This is a genomic window from Dyella lipolytica, assembly GCF_030160075.1.
Taxonomy (GTDB): domain Bacteria; phylum Pseudomonadota; class Gammaproteobacteria; order Xanthomonadales; family Rhodanobacteraceae; genus Dyella_B; species Dyella_B lipolytica.
Genome location: NZ_BSNQ01000003.1, coordinates 19,982 through 41,423, shown reverse-complemented (window position 1 = coordinate 41,423; position 21,442 = coordinate 19,982). Strand labels below are relative to the sequence as shown.

Genomic DNA, 21,442 nt, shown 5'->3' with positions numbered 1-21,442 from the left:
GCAGCGCACAAGTGAGCAAAACCGGAGTTTAAGCGCTAAACGCAAAAAATGGTCTTGCATCCATGGCCATCGGGCGGCGACCATCGTTGCATGCACCCCGTCATGCTCGCCAAACGGTTGCTACGCGACCTGATGCCTCGTTCGCCCGCCCTGCTTGGGCTTGCTCTATCGGGGGTGCTCGTGTCGTTGGCCGGCTGCAACCAGATCCAGCCGATGGAAAGTCGCGAAATGGCTTTCCAGGACCAGGACTTCTCTGTCGTCAAACTGGATCTGCATCGCGAATCGCTCCGTCTGCACTGGCGCAATCCGGACACTGGCCAGGCATTCGGCGATATTCAAACATTGCGCGAATGGGGCGCCTCGAACGGCAAGCGCTTGATGTTCGCAGCCAACGCTGGCATCTACGATCAATCGTTTGCGCCGCTTGGGCTATACGTGGAAAACGGCAAGACCCTGGTGCCGTTGAATCTGTTCCATGGCAATCCCGCTGCGGGCAACTTTTCGATCCGTCCCAACGGCGTGTTCGCGATCTATCCGGATGGCCATGCCGCAGTGCGCACCAGCACGGACTTCAAGACCGACAGCAAGCCCGTCGACTGGGCCACACAATCGGGGCCGATGCTGGTGGTCGATGGGGAAATCAATAACCAATTCGTCGATGACTCCAGCAGCACGAAATGGCGCAGCGGCGTGTGCGTGCATAGTCCTTACCAAGTCATCTTCGTAGTAAGCGAATCGCCGGTGAACTTTCACACCTTCGCCTCGCTGTTTCGCGACAAACTCGGCTGTCGCGATGCGCTATATCTGGACGGCAGCATCTCTCAGTTTTATATCGACGGCACCGGCTACACGGGTGCTCCCACCTTTATGGTCAAGCCCTACGCGGGCATCTTCGCGGTATTTGCCGATCAATGACTACGAAACCTCGCTTTCGCTGGCTTCGCGCGCTGCTGATGTTGCTTGTGATCGTACTGATCGGTGTCTTCGCTACAGGCTGGTGGCTGCTTGCATGCAGCCGCGCCCAGCTTGACGGCGAGCGACGATTGGCTGGTCTGGGCCACGCCGTCACGATCAAACGCGATGCACTCGGTACGGCGACATTGACCGCCCAGTCACGCGATGACATCGACTTCGCGCTTGGCTACGTGCATGCGCAGGAACGCTTCTTCGGGATGGATCTGATGCGCCGCGTTTCGGCCGGCGAACTGTCCGAACTGGTCGGCCCCGCAGCGCTGGATACGGATATCAACCATCGGCGCCATCGCCTGCGCGCTGTGGCCGAAGCCGCTTATGCCGCGTTGCCACCGGATCAAAAGCACACGCTGGATCTTTACCGCGACGGCGTCAACGCGGGACTGGCCAATTTGCGCAAGCAGCCGTGGGAATACCTGCTGTTAGGCACCAAGCCGCAAGCGTGGCGCTCGGAAGACAGTCTGCTGGTGATCGCCGCGATGTATCTGGACCTCAACGGCGACGGTCGCGACGAACGCGAATTGCATATCGCACAAATGCATGCGGTACTGCCGGACACACTGGACAGCTTCCTGCTTGCCGCCGACCCGAACTGGGAAGCACCCTTGAAGGATGCGGCTGCACAGTCGCCCGTGATTCCCGGCGCAGATGTCTACGATCTGCACCACCTGGGTGCCAGCACCGGGAACGCAAAACTCGCCGACGTATCCGCCATGAAAGTGGACGAAGCCTTTCCTGGCAGTAACAGCTTCGCCATCGCCGGCAATCTCTCGCGCACCGGTTCGGCCATGGTGGCCAACGACATGCATCTGAGCCTGCGCGTACCCGATATCTGGTTCCGCGCACGCTTGCGCTATCCCGATCCGACCGCACCCAACGGACAGCGCGATGCCGTCGGCGTCACCCTTCCCGGCACACCGGCGCTGGTGGTCGGTTCGAACGGCCAAATCGCCTGGGGCTTCACCAACAGCTACGGCGACTGGCTGGATTGGGTTCGCGTGCAGCGCGATCCGCATGACTCGAGCCGCTACAAAGTACCGGAGGGTTGGGCAACGATCGACAAACACGAGGAAGCGATTCGCATCAAAGGCGCTCCGCCCCACATCCTGGAAGTAGAAGACACGCGCTGGGGACCGATTCTGGCAAAGGACACCGACGGTGCCCCGCTTGCACTGGCGTGGATTGGCGGCCTGCCCCGCGGCTACAACGTTGCCTTGATGCAGTTGGAACGCACCACCAGCGCATCGGCCGCGCTGGATCTCGCACCGACGCTGGGCATGCCGCCTCAGAACTTCGTCGTCGCCGACAGCGCCGGCCATATCGGTTGGACCATCGCCGGCAACAGCATTCCGCTGCGCACAGGATTCGACCCACAGCGTCCGGCCGACTGGTCGCAAGCGAACACCGGCTGGACTGGCTGGGCCGCGCCATCGCAATACCCGCGCATCGAGAACCCCGCCGATGGACGGCTTTGGACCGCCAACAATCGCACGGTCGGCGGCGATGACCTGAGCTTGCTCGGCGATGGCGGACACGACCTCGGCGCACGCGCTCAGCAGATCCGCGACGATCTGCATGCACGCGCCGATTTTGGCGCTGGCAACCTGCTCGACATCCAGCTCGACGATCACGCCGTCTTCCTCACTCGCTGGCAGCAGTTGCTGCAACAGACGCTGGCGAGCACACAAAACCCGACGCTCGATCAAATGCGCCAGCTCACTGCTAGTTGGCGCGACGAAGCGGCGGTCGATAGCGTGGACTACCGACTGGTGCATGCGTTCCGCGACGAAGTGCACAAACTGGTGCTGGCGCCTTTCGCCGCGCAGATCCAGCAACGCTTCCCGGATTTCGAGTGGCCAGGCCCCGGCGATCAGGAAGCCGCGGTGTGGGCGATGATCCAGCAACAGCCGGCCAATCTGCTCGATCCGACCTATCACGATTGGCATGCGCTGCTGCTGCAGGCCGCACAGAATGTGGCCGACACCTTGAGCAAACAACCGGGAGGATTCGCCGCGCGCACCTGGGGCGAGGTCAATCACGCGCAGGTCAATCATCCCCTTTCGCGCGCCCTGCCTCGCTTCATCGCAGGCTGGCTAAACATGCCGGACGACGAACTACCGGGTGACCACAACATGCCGCGTGTTGCCGCCCCTGGCTTCGGTGCTTCCGAGCGATTCGACGTGGCGCCAGGTCATGAGGACCAAGGCATTCTGGAAATGCCGGGCGGCCAAAGCGATAACCCGCTATCGCCGTTCTACGGCGCCGGTCACGAGGATTGGGTCAAAGGTCGGCCGACACCGTTGCTGCCAGGAAGCGACCAGCACACGCTGACGCTGCAGCCCGCTTCATAACGCACTACGCCAGCAACATCCGCTCGCAAATGGCCTGATACAAGTCCGGAAGACGTTCGAGTTCAGCCACATCGACACATTCATCCACTTTGTGGATGGTGGCGTTGACGGGACCCAACTCGACGACTTCCGCACCCAAGGGTGCAATGAACCGCCCATCCGACGTGCCGCCTCCCGTACTTTGTTCCGGCTCGAGCCCACAAAGATCGCGGCACACCGCTACGACCACTTCGCGCAGATGACCGCCCGGCGGCGTCAAGAACGATTCACCGGAAAGATTCCATTCGAGCGTGTAATCCAATCCGTGAGCGGCGAGGATCGCCTCGGTGCGCTGACGTAGATCCGCAGCCGTGCTTGCGGTGCTGTAGCGGAAGTTGATCAACGCCGTGAGCGAGCCAGGTATCACGTTGTTGGCACCGGTGCCGGCGTTGAGATTGGAGACCTGGAACGAGGTCGGTGGAAAATCGGCGTTGCCATTGTCCCAGCGTTCGGTCGCCAGGGCGGTGAGTGCGGGCGCAAACGCATGGATCGGATTGAGTGCTTTCTCGGGATAAGCGACATGCCCTTGCACACCGCGCACGGTCAAGGTCGCAGACAACGAGCCGCGACGGCCGACGCGAATCAGGTCGCCGAGTTTCTGCTTCGCCGAGGGTTCGCCTACGACGCACCAATCGATGCGCTCGCCGGTCGCGCGGAAGTGTTCGGCGACGCGCCGCACACCGTCGAGATTGGTTGGGCCTTCTTCGTCGCTAGTCAGCAGCAAACCTACGCGACCCGCGTGATCGGGATGCTCAGCAACAAAACGCTCAAGCGCCACCACCATCGCCGCCACCGAGCCTTTCATGTCGGCAGCACCACGGCCATACAGACGTCCATCGCGCACAGTCGGTTCGAACGGCGGGCTTTGCCACGCGTCTTCCGGACCGCTGGGCACGACATCAGTGTGGCCGAGAAAGACGAGTAGCGGCCGTTGCCCCGGCGCGTTATCCGCACCGTGCGTGGCCCACAGGTTGTCCACTTCGCCGTAGCGCAAGTGTTTGACATGAAAGCCTAGCCGGCGCAGGCGATCGCCGATCAGCGGCAAACAGCCGGCGTCTTCGGGTGTCACCGAGCGGCGACGGATCAGGTCGGTGGCGAGATCACATACCTCGGACATAACGGTCAACGCCCGAACAGTTTCTTGAAGCCATTGTCGGTGAACCCGACGCTGACTGCGCCATCAGGCTGCACCACGACCGGGCGGCGAATTAGTGCGGGGTATTCCTTCAACAGCAACGTCCATTCCGGATCGCTGCCGGGGTTCTTACGCTGCGGCAACAGATTGCGCCAGGTGGTACCGGCCTTGTTGATCAGCTTCTCCCAGCCGCCGAGTTGCTGCGCCCAGTTTTTCAACGTCGCCGCGGGTACTGGATTCGCGCGGTAATCGACGAATTCATGCGCCACTTCGAAGCGTGCCAGCCAGTTGCGCGCCTTCTTGCAGGTGTCGCAGTTCGGGAGACCGTAGAGCGTTGGGATAGTCATGGATTGAGATCCGTCTTGCGTTGTTGCCGTTGCAGCATGCGCAGAATGAAGTAAAAAGTGGCCGCCGCAGCCAGATGCTTGATCGTGTGCCCGCTGATGACGCCTGCCGTCAGCCGGAAGATCGCCAAATCAAACTTTTCACAGACAAACGCCACCGCATAACACGCCAGCGCTGGCAGCAGCATACGGCGTTCGGTCCATGATGTCGGCAACAAGGCCAGTGCAAGCAAGATCAGGAGAATCGCACCGCCTTGCGCGATCAGATAAGGCATCAGGTTATCGCTGAGCTTCCAATACACCACGCTGCCTACACCGAGCAGCGTCAGCACCAGCAACGGCAAGTCCGAACGCCAGCGCAGCCGTTCGGCATAGATCGCGGCGAGCAGCGGCATGAACACCACGGTCATCGGCAACCGATCCCACACCAATCGCGCATCCGAGGGTGCCCAGTGGTAGTAGCCGGAGCCGAAGGCGGTGAACACCAGACCAAGGAACATCCATGCGTAGGCATGCCGTGGCGTGGATTCCATCGCACGCACCGAAGGTGTGCGCATCGCCGCCAGGCCAACCAGTCCGACCACGAGGAACATCACATTCGACGCAATGTTCCCATAGTTGGGAATGCCCAGCCATGCACGTTGATCCGCAAAATCGTGATAACCCTGCGGCTGCGCGAAGGGCGGCAGCGCAAACGCGAGTATCAACAGCACCACACCCAACATGGCCAATGCGCAAGCACGGCCTCGCACGCGTTGAGCTGGGGCTGCGATGGGCACTCCGCTCACTCGCCGCTGCGCAGAAGTTCGTTGATGCCGGTCTTGCTGCGTGTCTTCTCGTCCACCTGCTTGACGATGATCGCCGCATACAGACTGTGGCTGCCGTCCTTCGCGGGCAGATTGCCGGCGACGACCACACTGCCAGCCGGTACACGACCGTAGCTGATCTCGCCCGTTGCACGGTTGTAGATGCGGGTGGACTGGCCAAGGAAAACACCCATGCCGATGACGCTGCCCTTCTCCACCACCACGCCTTCGACCACTTCGGAGCGCGCGCCGATAAAGCAGTTGTCTTCGATGATGGTGGGATTGGCCTGCAGCGGTTCCAGCACGCCGCCGATGCCGACACCACCCGACAGGTGCACACCGGCACCGATCTGCGCACAGGAACCCACGGTGGCCCACGTATCCACCATCGTGCCGGCGCCGACATGCGCGCCGATGTTGACGTAGCTAGGCATCAACACCGCATCTTTCGCCACATGCGCACCGCGACGCACTAGCGCGCCAGGCACGACGCGCGCGCCAAGGCCTTGCAGCTCCGCATCGTTGCCATGCGCGAAACGCAGCGGCACCTTGTCGAATGCCAACGCCGCACCGCCGTCGACCACACGATTGCTGTTGATGCGGAAATACAGCAGCACCGCCTTCTTCAACCACTGGTTAACGGTCCAGCCACCTTTGCCATCCGGCGCAGCAACGCGCTGTTCGCCCGACTCAAGCAAATCGAGCACATGACCCAGCGCAGGACGCAGATGAGTTTCGATTTCGCTCTGGCTGAGTTCGTTGCGACGTTCGAAGGCGTCGTTGATTAGGCTTTCGATGGACTGCATGGGAGTGACTCGTGTTCGGATCGATGGTGAAGATTACATCCACGCGCCAGGCGGCGACGTGTCGTCGGCGTAGCCTTTACTCAGATCAGTGCAAGTACGACAGGCAATACGATACCCGCCACCAGTACAACGCTAATCAGAACAGGTTGACGTGTATAGCGATAAGCCATGTACACGCCAATGAGGGTCGACACAAACAAACCCAGCGCGACGAAGGCGAAGAATATTTTCAGAGGCAGCGGATTTCCCGCCTCAGCCTTCGGGGCATCGGGCTTGATCTGTACCGGCGCCACAGGATTGACGACCGGCGTGGAAGCGGAAGCCGCCGGAGCCAGGCGATGTTCGTCAGCGTCGACCGGGTGTGGCTTACGCGCCGGAACCGTCATGGTCTGTTTCTTGTGCAACTGGGCTAGTGTCATCAGCCAGGACGGCGGCTTGTAATCGCTGCCACGGGTCGTTTCGTGCAGGCTAAACACCTGCAGGCCGCCGCTGAGCGCGAAAAACAGCAAGGTCGGCGCGATAAATACGCCGACGTAAAGATGGATCTGCCGCACGAGTTTGAGAAATGCGTGGGATACGGACATGGATACACGGCCTTCTTGGCTGGTCAACCAAACGGGAAAAGGGGATTCACGATGACGGGCCGCATGCGCGGCCCCGCGGGAATCATCCCTTGGCTGGTCCGATCCGCTCCGCCAAAGCCTGCCACAGACGCTGTTGCTGTGTCTCGCTCAACGGTGCATTGCGGCGGTCGGTGAGCTGGAAAAAGTCCTCCACCCGCTCACCGAAAGTGGCAATGCGTGCATCGTGCACGCGTACCTCGCAGGCCATCATGACCTGCGTCACCGCCGCCAGCAGGCCTGGCCGGTCGCTGCATACCAGAGCCATCTGGGTGCGCCCCCCGGAGTGTTTGAAGTCGATGCGCGGGGTCATCTGGAAATGCTTCAGATGCCGCGACATGCTGCGCCGAGGCGGCATGATCGGCGCCGATTGCGCCAGCGCGCGTTGCAGGCGCTGATGCAGCTCTTCGGCACGATCTGCGCTGGCCGGTTTTTGATTTTCCGCCTCCAGCAGCAGGAACGTGTCCATCGCCTTGCCGTCGGGCGACACAAGCACACGTGCTTCCATCACCGAAAAGTGCAGACGGTCGAGCATCGCCGTGACGTTGGCGAACAAGCCATCGCGATCAGGCGCGCAGACGAAGAGTTCGGTACTACCGCGCACGGATAGCGGATGCACGGCGATCAGCGGCAGCTTGCCGCCAGACTGCAAAATCGCGGCGGTCTGCCAGGCAACCTGCTGCGGATGGTGACGTAGAAAGCTCAGGGCGGGGAACCCTGCCCAGACCTGCTCGACGGCAGCGGGATCGTAGCCTTCGGCTTTCAACAGTGCCAGGGACTGCTCGCGGCAGGCGGCGATGCGCGCCGCTGCGTTCGGCGAGGGCTTTGCATCGCGTCGCAGGGCATAACGTGTCGCTGTGTAAAGGTCGGCCAGCAGGCGATCTTTCCATGCATTCCATAAACGCGGACTGGTACCGATGATGTCGGCAATGGTCAGCAGATAAAGCTGGCCGAGCCGCTCCCGGCCACCGACGGTTTCGGCAAAGCGATGCACGACATCCGGATCGGTGATGTCCTGCCGCTGCGCGGTAGTACTCATCAACAGATGCCAGCGCACCAACCACGCTACACGCTCGGTGTCGTCTTCCGGCAGACCTAGTTTGTGACAGAACGCTCGCGCGTCCTCTTCGCCCAACACAGAGTGATCGCCACCGCGTCCCTTCGCGATGTCATGAAACAGTGCCGCGAGCAACAGCACTTCCGGCTTAGGCAACGTCGGCCACACTTCGCATGCAAGCGGAAATTCGGCCTGTGTCGCGGGCTCGGCAAAACGCGCCATGTTGCGCAATACACGCAAGGTGTGTTCGTCCACGGTGTAGACGTGGAACAAGTCGTACTGCATGCGGCCGAACACCTTGCCGAATGCAGGCAGGATCGCCGCCAGCAGACCGTGGCGGTTCATGCGCCACAGCGCATCGACCGCGGGCGCACCGCGGCGCAACAGTTGCAGGAAAGACACCAGCACCTGCGGATCGTCGGCAAGTGCGATGCCTTGCCCAGCGGTCGCTTGATGGATGCGACGCATGGTGTCGGCAGTGAAGCCGATCAAGCCCTGCTCGTCGAGTCGTGCGATGAAGATATCGACGAGCGCAGCCGGCCGATGCATGAAAAGATCGGGATCGCGCACCGCCAGCCGCGCGCCGTAGCGAACGAAGTCCCTACCTACCGACTGGGGGGCGCTGGGTGGCTCGAGCATTTCCTGGAAGCGGTCGGAAATCTGTACGCCTAGACGCTCCACCTGGCTCGCTGCGCGGTAGTAGCCCTGCATGAACTGTTCGACGCCAAGGTTCTTTTCGTGTTCGTCCTCGAACCCGAGACGCGCTGCGAGTGCGCGTTGATGATCGAACAGCAACCGCTCCTCCGGTCTGCCCGCCTCCAGATGCAGGGCGAAGCGGTAGCGGCGCAAAGTTGCCTCGGCCTGCAGCAGGGTGTCGCATTCGGCAGGATCGAGCAGACCTTCGGCGACCATGTGAGGAAAATCGCCCGCATGAGCCAACCGTTGTCCCAGCCAACGCAGTGAATCAAGCGTGCGCAAACCACCGGGACCGTCTTTGAGATTGGGTTCAAGGTTGTAGGCGGTGTCGTCGAAACGCGCGTGACGCGCATCGCGCTCGGCGAGGCGCGCGCGCAGATACTCGCGCGGCGGCCACAAACCCGGTGCATCGACGATCACGCGTAGGCTCGCGTCGAGCGCCGGATCACCGACCAGACGCCGCGCATCGAGCAGGCTGGTGAAAACGCTAGCATCCGCCGCTGCGAGTGTCTGGCATTGCGCTGGATCGCGCACGGCATGCCCGACTTTCAGCCCAATGTCCCACAGCGTGGCGAAGCATTGTTCGAGCGCGCGCAAGCGTGTCGTGTCGGGTTGCTCAACCAACGCCAGCAGGTCGATATCCGAATAAGGAAACAGCAGCCCACGCCCAAAACCGCCGATGGCAAATAGTGCTGCGTTGCTGACTTCGCCGAGGCAGGCCGTCCATACGTGCACCACGATGCGCGTGACGGATTCGCCGCGCCGGCGCGCCAGCGCGGTCGCATCGGCACCGTCGCGGAAGGCCAACGCGATGGCGCGGTCCAGGTCGCCGAGCAACTGCCGCAATGCGCGGCGCGCTTCGCCGGACACACCCGAGCGCGGCACGGCGACCGGCAAGCGCGGGAGTGGCGGCAGATGGAGAGCAGCGACCTCGGTCATGGATCCACAGCATCCAAGGAATCAGGCAACGAGCGTAGCCCTCTGCTCAAGCAGCGAGGGAACATGATGCGTGTCGTTGAGGCGAACCCGAACTGGCGGTTACGCATCCGGCCAGGGCGTGAGGATCTCGTAGCCATCGTCGGTGACGGCGATCGTGTGCTCCCACTGCGCCGATAGCGAGTGATCCTTGGTCACCACCGTCCATCCATCCGGCAACTGCTTGGTTTGCGGTTTGCCGGCATTGATCATCGGCTCGACGGTGAACGTCATGCCCTTCTGCAGCACCACGCCAGTACCCGGCTTGCCGTAATGCAGAACCTGCGGCTCGTCGTGATACACCTTGCCGATGCCATGTCCGCAATACTCGCGCACTACCGAGAAACCCGCCGCTTCGGCATGCTTCTGGATGGCGTGGCCGACATCGCCCAGCGTCGCGCCGGGACGCACCGTCTCGATGCCACGCATCATCGCTTCATGGGTGGTTTCTACCAGGCGTTTTGCGAGCACGCCGGGCGTGCCCACGTAATACATGCGGCTCGTATCGCCGTGCCAGCCATCTTTGATGACGGTGACATCGAGATTGATGATGTCGCCGTCCTTGAGCACTTTGCCCGGGCTGGGAATGCCGTGGCAGATCACATGGTTGACCGAGGTGCACAGGGTCTTGGGGAAGCCGTGGTAACCCACATTGGCAGGGACCGCCTTCTGCACGTTCACGATGTGCTCGTAGGCGAGCCGATCCAGCTCTTCGGTGGTGACGCCGGGCTTGACGTGCTCCTTGAGCATGGCCAGCACTTCGGCCGCCAGCTGGCCGGCGACGCGCATGCCTTGGAGGTCTTGGGCGGTTTTCAGGGTAATGGCCATAGTTCCACTGTGATATGGCGGCAAAGTCTCTAAAAACCAGTGACTTGCCGCGAAGTCTCGGCCCCGGCTATACTTTCCGGGTTTTGCAGACCGCTTCCGGCCAATCGATGGCCAGCACGGCGCAAAGCGAAGCGGGATTGTAACCGCCCTGCGGTACAAGCCCAACCAATGCCACACACGTATCGGCACCGTCTTCGGGGTGCTGCGATGTCCTCCTAACCATGGGCATTGCGGTCGAAGCTGGGGATACGTGGAGGTCCCAACCCCCGGGCCACCTGAAAAGGCCCACTGCTGGAGTAACACCATGGCTCAAGTCACCATGCGTCAGATGCTGGAAGCTGGCGTGCATTTCGGTCACCAGACCCGCTACTGGAACCCGAAGATGGCTCCGTACATCTTTGGCGCCCGCGGCAAGATCCACATCATCAACCTCGAAAAGACCCTGCCGCTGTTCACCGACGCGATGAACTTCCTGTCGGGTCTTGCGCAGAAGCGCGGCACCGTGCTGTTCGTCGGCACCAAGCGCTCCGCCCGCGAAGCCCTGGCTGAAGAAGCCGCGCGCGCCGGCATGCCCTTCGTCACCGCCCGCTGGCTCGGCGGCATGCTCACCAACTTCCGCACGGTGAAGCAGTCGGTCGCCCGCTTGAAGGAACTGGAAGCAGCCGAAACCGATGGCAGCTTCGACAAGCTGGTCAAGCACGAAGTGCTGGCCCGCCGCCGCGAGCGCGCCAAGCTGGAAAACTCGCTGGGCGGCATCAAGAACATGAACCGCCTGCCCGACGCGCTGTTCGTGGTCGATATCGGCCATGAAAACATCGCCGTGCAGGAAGCCAAGAAGCTCGGCATCCCGGTGATCGCCGTGGTCGACACCAACTACAACCCGGAGCTGGTCGATTACGCCATCCCGGGCAACGACGACGCCATCCGCGCCATCCAGCTGTACGCCCGTGCCGCCGCCGACTCGATCCTCGAAGGCAAGGCTGCCGCACCGGCTGCCGCCCAGGGCGACGCCAACGAGTTCGTCGAGCTGGACGGTGAAGGCAACCCGGTCGCCAAGGACGACGAGCGCAAGGCTGCCGCACCGCGTCGCAATGCGCCGGCCAAGAAGGGCGCCCCGCGCGGCGGCGATCGTGACAACCGCGGTGGTCGCGGCGGTCGCGGCGGCCGTTCGCACGACGCCGCTCCGGACGCCGAGTAAGCCTTACCCGCTGCCGTGGCGGCGTGTCCGCCACGGCACATTCAAGATTCCCGAGGAACCCTGATGAGCACTATTTCCGCCCAACTGGTCAAGGAACTGCGTGAGCGTTCCGGCGCCGGCATGATGGAATGCAAGAAGGCGCTGGTCGAAAACAACGGTGACATCGACGTCGCCATGGAATGGCTGCGCAAGTCCGGCCTGGCCAAGGCCGATAAGAAGGCCGGCCGCGTGGCCGCCGAAGGCCGCGTTGTGTCCGCTCAGGCCGCCGGCAGCGCCGTGCTGGTCGAAGTGAACAGCGAAACCGACTTCGTCGCCAAGGACGACAGCTTCGTGAAGTTCAGCGACAACGTCGCCGACGTGGCGCTGAAGTCCGGCGCCAGCGATGTCGACGCGCTGAAGGCCGCCGCCTACCCGGGCGGCAGCACTGTGGAAGAAGCCGCCAAGACCCTGGTCGCCACCATCGGCGAGAACATCCAGGTGCGTCGTATGGCGCGCGTCTCTCATAGCGGCACCATCGGCAGCTACATCCACGGTGGTCGCATTGGCGTGCTGGTCGCGCTCAAGGGCGGCTCCGAAGATCTCGCCAAGGGCATCGCCATGCATGTGGCCGCGATGAACCCGGCCTACGTGCGTGCCGAGGACGTCCCGGCCGACTTCCTGGCCAAAGAAAAGGAAATCGCGCTGAGCCAGATGTCGGACAAGGAAAAGGCCAAACCGGCCGAGATCCTCGAAAAGATCGTCGGCGGCAAGGTCAACAAGATCATTTCCGAAGTCACCCTGCTCGGCCAGCCCTACGTGTTGGATACCAACACCACGGTCGGCGACGTGCTGAAGAAGGAAGGCGCCGATGTGATCTCGGTGGCCCGCCTGGCTGTCGGCGAAGGTATCGAAAAGGTGCAGGACGATTTCGCTGCCGAAGTGATGAAGCAAGCGGGTCTGGCGTAAGCCTGATCGACTTACCAAAAAAGCCGCGGCAAGCCGCGGCTTTTTTTATGCCCGAAACACGAACGAGAGGACCATAGCGCGCAGATTCGGGCTGATGCGCTGACGTTTCACGCCGGCCTCCGCTACAATGCCCGCGTTTTGCATCACACAATCCGGAGCCTCCATGAGCGAACAGCTAAAGTACCGACGCATCTTGCTCAAGCTCTCTGGTGAAGCATTGATGGGCGATGCCGACTACGGTATCGATCCGAAGATGATCGGCCGACTGGCCGACGAAATTATCGAAATACAAAAGGCCGGTGTACAGATCGGCGTGGTGATCGGCGGCGGCAACATCTTCCGCGGCGCCGGGCTGGCCGCGGCAGGCATGGACCGCGTTACTGGCGATCACATGGGCATGCTGGCCACCGTGATGAATGCACTAGCCATGCAGGACGCCATCGAAAAGCGCGGCGGTTTCGCACGCGTGATGAGCGCGATCCAGATCCACGACGTGGCCGAGGACTTCATCCGCCGACGCGCCATCCGCCATATCGAAAAAGGCCGCATCGTGCTGTTTGCGGCAGGCACCGGCAACCCGTTCTTCACCACCGATTCGGCAGCTGCGCTACGCGCGGTGGAAATGGGCGCAGACCTGTTGCTCAAGGCCACCAAGGTCGATGGCGTCTACAGCGCCGATCCGGCCAAGCATAGCGACGCCAAACGCTTCGAGCAGCTGAGCTACGACCAGGTGATCGAGCGCAAGCTGGCGGTGATGGACACTGCCGCCATCGCGCTGTGCCGCGACCATCGCATGCCACTACGCATCTATGACATGACCGGGCCAGGCAACCTGATGCGCATCATGCGCGGCGAGGCCATCGGCACGCTGGTGGACGCAAACTGAAGAAAAGCGGGGACGGGGCCACCCATTCCCGCTTTTTGCCCCCCTGCTATACTTAGCGGCTTGCACGCCAACGGGTGATTTCCTCATGCTCAACGACATCAAACGCGATGCCCAGACCCGCATGGGCAAGAGTATCGATGCCCTCAAGCACGACTTGTCCCGCCTGCGCACCGGTCGCGCGAGTACCACGCTGGTGGACAACCTCAAGGTGCCCTATTACGGCTCGGACATGCCTCTGAATCAGGTGGCGTCGATCTCCTTGGCCGATGCCCGCTCGATCGTCATTACACCGTTCGAAAAGAACATGGTCGGCCCGATCGAGAAGGCTCTGCTGGCTTCCGATGTGGGTATCACGCCTACCACCGCCGGCACCGTGATCCGTCTCAACATGCCGCCGCTCACTGAAGAGCGCCGCAGGGAACTGGCCAAGCACGTATCGCACGAAGGCGAGAACGCGAAGATCGCGATTCGCAACGTGCGCCGCGACGCCCTGCAGCACGTCAAGGATCTGCTCAAAGAAAAGAAGATCACCGAAGACGAAGAACGCAAGGCTGACGACGAGATCCAGAAGCTCACCGACCGCTTCGTCAAGGAAGTCGATACCGTAGCGAAGGCGAAGGAAGAGGAATTGATGGCCATGTAAAGGCCATCGGCGGCTGCGCCATCGGGGTTGGGGAACGTCCTCTCTCTATCGAGAGAGGCAACAGATTCGCGGGCTCATATCCTTCGCCGCGATCCTCTCGTCAAAGAGGCAATGAAGCGATCGCACATGGCTATTTTCTGACGATCGCTTCTCGTGCATCCGCTCCAGCGAGGCAACCATCGCGTCAGCGCTACTCTCCATCCATGACCACGACCCTGCAAAAATACGTACCCCGCCATATCGGCATCGTGATGGATGGCAATGGACGCTGGGCGAAAGCGCGCCACCGTCCGCGCAGTTTCGGCCATAACGCCGGCCGCAAGGCCGTGCGTGAAGTGGTGGAAGGCTGCCTGCGCCAGGGTGTAGAAGCGCTGACCTTGTTCGCGTTTTCCAGTGAAAACTGGCAGCGACCGCAAGATGAAGTCGGCGCGCTGATGGATTTGTTCGTGCGCGCCCTGGACAAAGAAGTCGATGAGTTGCACAGCAACGGTGTTCGCCTGCGCTTTATCGGCGATTTGACCGCTTTCGAAGCTCCGCTTCAGCAACGCATGCTCGCCGCGATGCAGCGCACCGCGGGCAATGACAAGCTGCATATGAACGTGGCCGTCAACTACGGCGGCCGCTGGGACATCGTGCAGGCCGCTCGCAAGGCTGCCACGGCCGTGGCCCGCGGCGATCTGCCGGTGGAAGCCATCGACGAAACCGCATTCGAACGCTGGACCTGCCTGGCCGACGTACCGCCGTTGGATCTATTTATCCGCACCGGCGGCGACCGCCGCATCAGTAACTTTCTGCTGTGGCAACTGGCCTATGCGGAGCTGTATTTCACCGATACGCTGTGGCCGGATTTCAACCAGGATTCGCTACAGCATGCCATTGATGACTTTGCCCGCCGCGAACGCCGTTTTGGCCGCACCGGCGATCAGGTCGCCCAAGCCTGATCGCTAAGGAACGCCTCATGTTGCGCCAGCGCGTCCTAACCGCCCTGCTACTCGCTCCGCTAGTCATCCTGCTAATCCTGTTGTTGCCGACAGGTGTCTTCGCCTTGTTGCTGGCCCTGGCCTTCCTCGCAGCGACATGGGAATGGGCACGGTTGGCCGGCATGAAGAGCCATGCCACTCGCGGCGTGCTGCTTGCGTTCGCCGCCGCCCTATTTGCGGTGCTGTGGTCGCTGCGCGCGTCGGGCTGGCTGTGGCCGGCGTTGATCGTCGCTGGGGTGGCGTGGTGGCTGCTGGTGTGCGTGTGGCTTCGCCATTTCGCATTCGGCGCGGCGCCCACGCCCGAAAACCGTAACCTGAAATTGCTGGCCGGGGCTTTCGTGGTGTTTCCGGCCTGGGTCGCAGGCGTGAGCATCCATGGCAGCGAGCCGCATGGCCACGTCTGGACGTTTCTCGCGATGCTGCTGGTGTGGGCGGCCGATACGGGCGCTTACTTCTCCGGCCGTTTCTTCGGTAAGCGCAAACTCGCACCGCAGATCAGCCCGGGCAAGACCTGGGCCGGCGTGTATGGCGCCTTCGCGACCAGTGCGCTGGTGATCGTCGTAGGCGGCTGGCTGCTCGGCGTGCGCGATGCGCGGCTGATCGGACTGATTGCCGTAACGATCCTGACCGTCGCCAGCTCCATCGTGGGCGATTTGCTGGAAAGCCTGATGAAGCGTCACGCGAACGTCAAAGATTCAGGCGTCCTGTTCCCGGGCCATGGCGGCCTGCTGGACCGCCTCGACAGCGTGTTCGCCGCGCTGCCGGTGTTCGCGCTCGGCATGTTGCTGCTGAAGCTGCTGAGTCCTTGAAAGGGTAGGCATGACTCGCAACGTCGCCGTCTTCGGAGCCACTGGTTCGGTCGGCGCGAATACGCTCGATGTCATCAGCCGTCACCCGGACCGCTTTCGTGCCAGCGTGCTGGTCGCCCACCGCAATGTCGAAGCACTGACGGCATTGTGCGTTCGACATCGGCCCGACCTGGCGATCATCGCCGAGACGTCGCTTGAAGCCGAGCTCGCTCGCCGACTGGCCAACGCAGGGGTTCGATGCGATATCGCCAGCGGTCATGACGCGATCACCCAGGCCGCTGCGTCGACGCGCTGCGATACCGTGGTCGCAGCTATCGCCGGCACCGCCGCGATCGATTCCACCCTGGCCACGGCACGCGCCGGCAAACGGCTGCTGCTAGCCAACAAGGAATCGACCGTGATGGCCGGCCCGCTCCTGCAGCGGGCACTGGCCGAAGGCGGCAGTGAGCTGATCCCGGTGGATTCGGAGCACAACGCCATCTTTCAATGCCTGCAAGGAGGTCGCCCGAACCTCAAGAGCAGCGGCGTGAAGCGGTTGATCCTCACGACCTCGGGCGGCCCATTCCGTGGTCGCCGTCGCCCCGACCTGATGACCGTGACCCCGGAACAGGTCTGCAAACATCCGAACTCGGTCATGGGCCGCAAGACTTCCGTCGATTCGGCCACGCTGATGAACAAAGGTCTGGAAGTGATCGAGGCCCACCACCTGTTCCAAGCCTCCGCCGACCAGATCGACGTGCTGGTGCACCCACAGAACCTGGTCCATTCGCTGGTGGAATACGTCGACGGCGCGGTGCTGGCTCAGCTCGGCAATCCGGACATGCGTACCGCGATTTCCTACGCACTGGCCTGGCCCGAGCGCATCGAAGCCGGCGTAAGCGCGCTGGATCTAGCCACCGGCGCGCCGCTGGCCTTCGAGAAGCCGGACCTGAATACCTTCCGCTGCCTGGCCCTCGCTTTTCAGGCCCTGAAGGAAGGCGGCGACGCGCCGGCCATCCTCAATGCGGCCAACGAGGTCGCGGTGAGCGCGTTTCTGGCCGGCTCCCTGCCCTTCCTGTCCATCGCCGACCTCATCGAGCAGGTTCTGACGGAACTGCCGGCACAAGCTGTGGTCGATATTCAGACCCTGAGCGAACGCGACCGGACAGCCCGAGAGGCCGCCCGACGGGTACTTCGCAACGCTTGCTGATAAGCTTTGAGCTTCCCTTGAGACGTACCTGATTGATGAATCCCTTTTTCGGCTCCGTGTTCTGGTTGGCAGTCACGCTCGGCGTGCTGGTGACCTTTCACGAATTTGGACACTACTGGGTCGCTCGCCGTTGCGGCGTGAAGGTGTTGCGCTTCTCTATCGGCTTCGGCAACGCCATTTGGAAGCGCATCGGTCGTGACGGCACTGAGTATCAAATCGCTGCGATTCCGCTCGGCGGTTACGTCAAGATGCTCGATGCGCGTGAAGGTGAGGTCGACCCCGCGCTACGTCATCAGGAATTCACCGCGCAGCCGATCTGGAAGCGCGTCGCTATCGTGGCCGCCGGCCCTGGCTTCAATATCATCTTCACCATCGTTGCGTTCTGGTTGATGTTCGTGATGGGGCGTACCGATTTCGCACCGGTAGTGACTGCCGCGCCGCAAAGCATGGCGGCCCAGGCGGGTATACGACCCGGCGATCGACTGCTTAGCGTGGGTGGCACGCCCGTCACCACCTGGAGCGGTTCGTTCGATGTCATTGCCAACGCCATGCTGGGTCGCACACCCCTGCCAGTCACGGTGCGCGGCAGTGATGGTGCGGAACGTTCGCTGGTGTTGCCGCTCAATCAGCTGCCCGCCGATGAGGACGTCGGCCAATACATGGACAAGCTGGGGTTGATGCCTGCACCGGCACCGGCGGTTGCCGCCATCGTTGAGCCAAGCGAACCCGCTGCGCTAGCGGGATTGCAAGGCGGCGACCGTATCGTCAGCGTTAATGGTGTTGCGGTAGCGAATTTCGATGATCTCAGCAAGCAGATCGTGGCCGCTGCGGCCAAGTCGCCTGCGCTATCGCTGGGAGTGGAGCGCAACGGCAAGCCGATGCACTTTACGGTCACGGCTCGCATGGAATCGCGCAATGGCGAAGCACCCCACTGGATGATCGGGATCGGTCATTCCGCCGCTGAAACGGCCATTCAACATTACGGACCGGTCAAGGCACTGGTCGCTTCGCTCGATCTTACGTGGGAGCGCACTACCGAGACTTTCGGGATGGTCGGCAAGATGATCATGGGCGAAGCTTCCACCCGCAATATTTCGGGTGTGATCGGCATCGCCCAGGTGGCCAATGCGGCGGCCCAGATGGGCCTCGACCGGTTTCTTGAATTCCTCGGTCTGGTGTCGCTCAGTCTGGCGATCATCAACCTGCTGCCCATTCCAATCTTGGACGGCGGGCATCTGCTGTATTACCTTATCGAGCTGATCAAGGGCAGCCCGGTCAGCGAGCGGACCATGATCGCGGGCCAATATGTGGGTATTGCCTTGCTGTTCACGCTGATGGGGTTGGCGTTCTACAACGACATCCACCACATCATCCTGCCTTCGTGAGACGGATGCGCGCCGCCGACAACCCAGTGTTGCCTGCTGGCCGCGGCATCCTCATCACGCGGCAAACCACCCGCAACGCGCAGCACCCGGAGTTTTCTCGCCGGTCATGCCCAGCGTGAGTGGGGATAAAAAAACGGGGTCGGGATCGTTCCGGCTTCAGAAAAAATGTAGCGAGGCGGTCGGATCGACCGCCTCGTCCGAATAACACAACGGAATCGACGATGAAGCGTATCGCCGCCCTGATCCTGCTTGCCTCTCTCTCTACGAGTGCCTTCGCACTCGAGCCATTCGTCGTTTCCGATATCCGCATCGAGGGCCTGAGCCGTATTTCGGCCGGTACGGTGTTCAACTATCTGTCGATCAACAAGGGCGACCGCCTCACCAACGAGGAGGCCCAACAGGCCATCCGCGCGTTGTACAACACCAAGTTCTTCAGCGATGTCGAACTCGAGCGTGACGGCAGCATCCTGGTGGTCAAGGTGGTCGAACGGCCGTCGATCGCCAAGCTCACCATTCGCGGCAACAACGACATCAAGACCGACGACCTCAAGAAAGGCTTGAAGGACATCGGACTGACCGAGGGCGAGACCTTCGATCGCCTCGCGATCGATCGCGTCCAGCAAGAGCTGATTCGTCAGTATTACAACCGCGGCAAATACAACGTGTCGGTGATCCCGCACGTGACCGAACTCGATCGCAACCGCGTCTCCATCGATATCGAAATTCGCGAAGGCAAGGTCGCCAAGGTCAAGGAAGTGAACATCGTCGGCAACACGGCGTTCACCGACAAGGAAATCGAGAAAGATTTCGAAACCGGCACCACCAACTGGCTGTCGTGGTATTCGAAGAACGATCAGTATTCGCAGGACAAGCTCTCGGGCGACCTGAAGAAACTGCAGTCGTACTACATGGACCGCGGCTACGCCGACTTCGGCCTGGATTCCTCGCAGGTCACCATCGCGCCGGACAAGCGCGCGATGTACATCACGGCCGACGTTGTTCAAGGCGACATCTACCACATTTCCGATACTCATCTGCTGGGTCAGCTGATCCTGCCGGAAGACACGCTGCGCAAGCTGGTGTTCGTGAAGAACGGCGATCTCTTCAGTCGTCGTGCGATCGAGGCCACATCGGACTCCATCAAGGCCCTGCTGGCCAACATCGGTTATGCCTTCGCCAAGGTCAACTCGGTGCCCAAGCTGGACAAGGACAAGCACACCGTCGACGTCACGTGGTACATCCAGCCGGGTCCGCGCGTTTATGTGCGCCGCGTGATCTTCCAGGGCAACACCCGCACCGAAGACGACGTGCTGCGCCGCGAAATGCGCCAGCTGGAAGGCTCCTGGTACTCGCAGGCGGCGATCGACCGCTCGAAGATCCGTCTGCAGCAGCTAGGTTTCTTCAAGACCGTCACCATCGACAAGCAAGTGGTGCCGGGCAGCGACGACGAAGTCGACCTGACGGTGAAGGTGGAAGAACAATCCGCCGGCAGCCTGACCTTCGGCGTAGGTTATTCGCAGTACTCCGGCATCATCCTGTCGAGCTCGGTGTCGCAGAACAACTTCCTCGGCACCGGCGACCGTTTCAGCGTCAGTGCCGAACGTAGCGACTACCTCACGCAGATCAATGCCGGCTACTACAACCCGTTCCTCACCGAAAACGGTGTCGGCATCGGTTACAACGCCACGTTCTCGCGCGCCGATTACAGCAACCTCGGCAGCCAGTACGCCAGCTATTCGAACAGCACCAAATCGTTCTCCACCACGCTGGGTATCCCGGTTACCGACTTCGACCGCATCAGCGGCAGCCTCGGCATCGGCAGCACCAAGATCAACACGTATGAGGGCTATACCCCTCAGCCGCTGGTCGACTACATCAATGCGTTGGGTCACCAGACCATCCACAGTTGGACGGGTTCGCTCAGCTGGGTGCACGACACCCGCAACTCGTACTGGGCACCGACACACGGTGGACAGCTCACGGCTACGGTTAGCACCGCACTGCCGGGTTCAACCGTGCAGTACTGGATCTTCAACGGCGAGGCCAACCACTATTGGCCGATCGGCAAAGGCTTCGTGTTGTATGTCGACGGCAAGGTTGCGTACGGCGACACGTACGGCAATCAGAAGTACGCCAACACCACGTCAGACTACACACCGGCCGGTGGTGGCAACGCACAGGTCGGCTACAAGGCAGGCCAGACAGTCGCCTTCCCATTCTGGATGAATTTCTACGCCGGCGGCGTGACCGACGTGCGCGGCTTCCAGGACAACACGCTCGGCCCGCGCGTATGCGCAGGCGTCGATACGAACGGCGCTCCCATCAAAGCGCAGTCGAACGGCTACTGCCCGAACAGCACCTACTCCTACGCACAGCCGGTCGGCGGTGCGTTCAAGGTGCTGGGTACCACGGAGCTCTATCTGCCGCTGCCGTTCCTGAAGGACATCAACACAGCACGCGTCTCCTTGTTTGTCGACGTCGGTCAGGCATACACGAATCTGCAGAGCTTCAAGTTCGGCGGTCTCGACGCTTCTGCCGGTATCTCCCTGCACTGGCAGGCGCCGATCGGTCCGCTGATCATCAGCCTTGGCTTCCCGTTCCGCACCCAGCCGGGCGACAGCCAATACCTGGAACGCATCCAGTTCACCTTCGGCAGCCAGTTCTAAGGCCGTAAGCCCTGATCTGTCCGCAAGGGCACGTTTCAAGAAAGCGCGGCTATGCCGCGCTTTCTTTTAGATCCGCAAAATAGTGCGCGCAGCCAGGATTCACCCCCTACAA

18 protein-coding genes are annotated in these 21,442 nt (G+C 61.8%); 11 read left to right on the top strand and 7 right to left on the bottom strand.

What is annotated here, in order from left to right:
• The first annotated feature begins 90 nt into the window (after positions 1–90).
• Positions 91–915 (top strand): phosphodiester glycosidase family protein, encoded by an 825-nt coding sequence (locus QQL64_RS01640; protein ID WP_284395378.1) that lies wholly within the window; start codon positions 91–93, stop codon positions 913–915.
• Positions 912–3,323: a penicillin acylase family protein gene (locus QQL64_RS01635; protein WP_284395376.1), complete on the top strand. Its 2,412-nt coding sequence runs from the start codon at positions 912–914 to the stop codon at positions 3,321–3,323. The genes QQL64_RS01640 and QQL64_RS01635 overlap by 4 nt, the downstream gene beginning before the upstream one ends.
• 4 nt (positions 3,324–3,327) lie before the next feature.
• Here the strand turns inward: QQL64_RS01635 and dapE are convergent, their stop codons facing one another.
• The 7 genes from dapE to map form a co-directional block, all read right to left on the bottom strand.
• The gene (dapE, locus tag QQL64_RS01630; protein ID WP_284395373.1) at positions 3,328–4,479 is read right to left on the bottom strand and encodes a succinyl-diaminopimelate desuccinylase; all 1,152 of its coding nucleotides are present in this window, start codon (positions 4,477–4,479) and stop codon (positions 3,328–3,330) included.
• A 5-nt stretch (positions 4,480–4,484) separates the two neighbouring features.
• The gene (locus QQL64_RS01625; RefSeq protein ID WP_284395371.1) at positions 4,485–4,844 is read right to left on the bottom strand and encodes a Spx/MgsR family RNA polymerase-binding regulatory protein; all 360 of its coding nucleotides are present in this window, start codon (positions 4,842–4,844) and stop codon (positions 4,485–4,487) included.
• A complete protein-coding gene (locus QQL64_RS01620; RefSeq protein ID WP_284395369.1) occupies positions 4,841–5,620 on the bottom strand; it encodes a hypothetical protein in 780 nt (259 codons plus the stop codon). The genes QQL64_RS01625 and QQL64_RS01620 overlap by 4 nt, the downstream gene beginning before the upstream one ends.
• A gap of 5 nt (positions 5,621–5,625) precedes the next feature.
• Positions 5,626–6,453, bottom strand: coding sequence for a 2,3,4,5-tetrahydropyridine-2,6-dicarboxylate N-succinyltransferase (dapD, locus tag QQL64_RS01615; protein WP_284395367.1), 828 nt, complete (start codon positions 6,451–6,453; stop codon positions 5,626–5,628).
• Positions 6,454–6,533: 80 nt separating this feature from the next.
• Complete coding sequence (locus QQL64_RS01610; RefSeq protein ID WP_284395365.1) at positions 6,534–7,037, bottom strand: PepSY domain-containing protein; 504 nt, start codon at positions 7,035–7,037, stop codon at positions 6,534–6,536.
• An 82-nt stretch (positions 7,038–7,119) separates the two neighbouring features.
• Entirely contained in the window at positions 7,120–9,765 is a 2,646-nt protein-coding gene (gene glnD, locus QQL64_RS01605) for a [protein-PII] uridylyltransferase (protein WP_284395362.1), read from the bottom strand.
• A 99-nt stretch (positions 9,766–9,864) separates the two neighbouring features.
• Positions 9,865–10,629, bottom strand: coding sequence for a type I methionyl aminopeptidase (map, locus tag QQL64_RS01600; RefSeq protein ID WP_284395360.1), 765 nt, complete (start codon positions 10,627–10,629; stop codon positions 9,865–9,867).
• Between the two features lie 304 nt (positions 10,630–10,933).
• Here map and rpsB point away from each other — a divergent pair, with 304 nt between their 5' ends.
• The 9 genes from rpsB (at position 10,934) to bamA (ending at position 21,330) form a co-directional block, all read left to right on the top strand.
• Positions 10,934–11,827, top strand: a complete 894-nt coding sequence (gene rpsB / locus QQL64_RS01595) for a 30S ribosomal protein S2 (RefSeq protein ID WP_284395358.1) — start codon at positions 10,934–10,936, stop codon at positions 11,825–11,827.
• Between the two features lie 63 nt (positions 11,828–11,890).
• Positions 11,891–12,772 carry a translation elongation factor Ts gene (tsf, locus tag QQL64_RS01590; RefSeq protein ID WP_284395357.1) on the top strand — a complete coding sequence of 294 codons (882 nt, stop codon included), beginning with the start codon at positions 11,891–11,893 and terminating at the stop codon, positions 12,770–12,772.
• Between the two features lie 163 nt (positions 12,773–12,935).
• Positions 12,936–13,658 (top strand): UMP kinase, encoded by a 723-nt coding sequence (pyrH, locus tag QQL64_RS01585; RefSeq protein ID WP_284395356.1) that lies wholly within the window; start codon positions 12,936–12,938, stop codon positions 13,656–13,658.
• Between the two features lie 85 nt (positions 13,659–13,743).
• Positions 13,744–14,301: a ribosome recycling factor gene (frr, locus tag QQL64_RS01580; RefSeq protein WP_284395355.1), complete on the top strand. Its 558-nt coding sequence runs from the start codon at positions 13,744–13,746 to the stop codon at positions 14,299–14,301.
• A 203-nt stretch (positions 14,302–14,504) separates the two neighbouring features.
• Complete coding sequence (uppS, locus tag QQL64_RS01575) at positions 14,505–15,242, top strand: polyprenyl diphosphate synthase (RefSeq protein ID WP_284395353.1); 738 nt, start codon at positions 14,505–14,507, stop codon at positions 15,240–15,242.
• 17 nt (positions 15,243–15,259) lie between these two features.
• On the top strand, positions 15,260–16,090 hold the full coding sequence (locus QQL64_RS01570; RefSeq protein ID WP_284395352.1) for a phosphatidate cytidylyltransferase: 831 nt from the start codon (positions 15,260–15,262) through the stop codon (positions 16,088–16,090).
• A gap of 10 nt (positions 16,091–16,100) precedes the next feature.
• On the top strand, positions 16,101–17,279 hold the full coding sequence (dxr, locus tag QQL64_RS01565) for a 1-deoxy-D-xylulose-5-phosphate reductoisomerase (protein WP_284395351.1): 1,179 nt from the start codon (positions 16,101–16,103) through the stop codon (positions 17,277–17,279).
• A 35-nt stretch (positions 17,280–17,314) separates the two neighbouring features.
• A complete protein-coding gene (gene rseP / locus QQL64_RS01560) occupies positions 17,315–18,664 on the top strand; it encodes an RIP metalloprotease RseP (RefSeq protein ID WP_284395350.1) in 1,350 nt (449 codons plus the stop codon).
• Between the two features lie 221 nt (positions 18,665–18,885).
• Positions 18,886–21,330 carry an outer membrane protein assembly factor BamA gene (gene bamA, locus QQL64_RS01555; protein WP_284395349.1) on the top strand — a complete coding sequence of 815 codons (2,445 nt, stop codon included), beginning with the start codon at positions 18,886–18,888 and terminating at the stop codon, positions 21,328–21,330.
• Positions 21,331–21,442: the final 112 nt, after the last annotated feature.

Excerpts from the sequence above, each read along its gene's own strand:
- bamA (WP_284395349.1), top strand. The coding sequence starts at position 18,886 with ATGAAGCGTATCGCCGCCCTGATCCTGCTTGCCTCTCTCTCTACGAGT.
- tsf (WP_284395357.1), top strand. The coding sequence starts at position 11,891 with ATGAGCACTATTTCCGCCCAACTGGTCAAGGAACTGCGTGAGCGTTCC.
- dxr (WP_284395351.1), top strand. The coding sequence starts at position 16,101 with ATGACTCGCAACGTCGCCGTCTTCGGAGCCACTGGTTCGGTCGGCGCG.
- dapE (WP_284395373.1), bottom strand. The coding sequence starts at position 4,479 with ATGTCCGAGGTATGTGATCTCGCCACCGACCTGATCCGTCGCCGCTCG.
- map (WP_284395360.1), bottom strand. The coding sequence starts at position 10,629 with ATGGCCATTACCCTGAAAACCGCCCAAGACCTCCAAGGCATGCGCGTC.
- pyrH (WP_284395356.1), top strand. The coding sequence starts at position 12,936 with ATGAGCGAACAGCTAAAGTACCGACGCATCTTGCTCAAGCTCTCTGGT.
- QQL64_RS01570 (WP_284395352.1), top strand. The coding sequence starts at position 15,260 with ATGTTGCGCCAGCGCGTCCTAACCGCCCTGCTACTCGCTCCGCTAGTC.
- QQL64_RS01640 (WP_284395378.1), top strand. The coding sequence starts at position 91 with ATGCACCCCGTCATGCTCGCCAAACGGTTGCTACGCGACCTGATGCCT.
- rpsB (WP_284395358.1), top strand. The coding sequence starts at position 10,934 with ATGGCTCAAGTCACCATGCGTCAGATGCTGGAAGCTGGCGTGCATTTC.
- uppS (WP_284395353.1), top strand. The coding sequence starts at position 14,505 with ATGACCACGACCCTGCAAAAATACGTACCCCGCCATATCGGCATCGTG.
- QQL64_RS01635 (WP_284395376.1), top strand. The coding sequence starts at position 912 with ATGACTACGAAACCTCGCTTTCGCTGGCTTCGCGCGCTGCTGATGTTG.
- glnD (WP_284395362.1), bottom strand. The coding sequence starts at position 9,765 with ATGACCGAGGTCGCTGCTCTCCATCTGCCGCCACTCCCGCGCTTGCCG.
- dapD (WP_284395367.1), bottom strand. The coding sequence starts at position 6,453 with ATGCAGTCCATCGAAAGCCTAATCAACGACGCCTTCGAACGTCGCAAC.
- QQL64_RS01625 (WP_284395371.1), bottom strand. The coding sequence starts at position 4,844 with ATGACTATCCCAACGCTCTACGGTCTCCCGAACTGCGACACCTGCAAG.
- QQL64_RS01610 (WP_284395365.1), bottom strand. The coding sequence starts at position 7,037 with ATGTCCGTATCCCACGCATTTCTCAAACTCGTGCGGCAGATCCATCTT.
- frr (WP_284395355.1), top strand. The coding sequence starts at position 13,744 with ATGCTCAACGACATCAAACGCGATGCCCAGACCCGCATGGGCAAGAGT.
- rseP (WP_284395350.1), top strand. The coding sequence starts at position 17,315 with ATGAATCCCTTTTTCGGCTCCGTGTTCTGGTTGGCAGTCACGCTCGGC.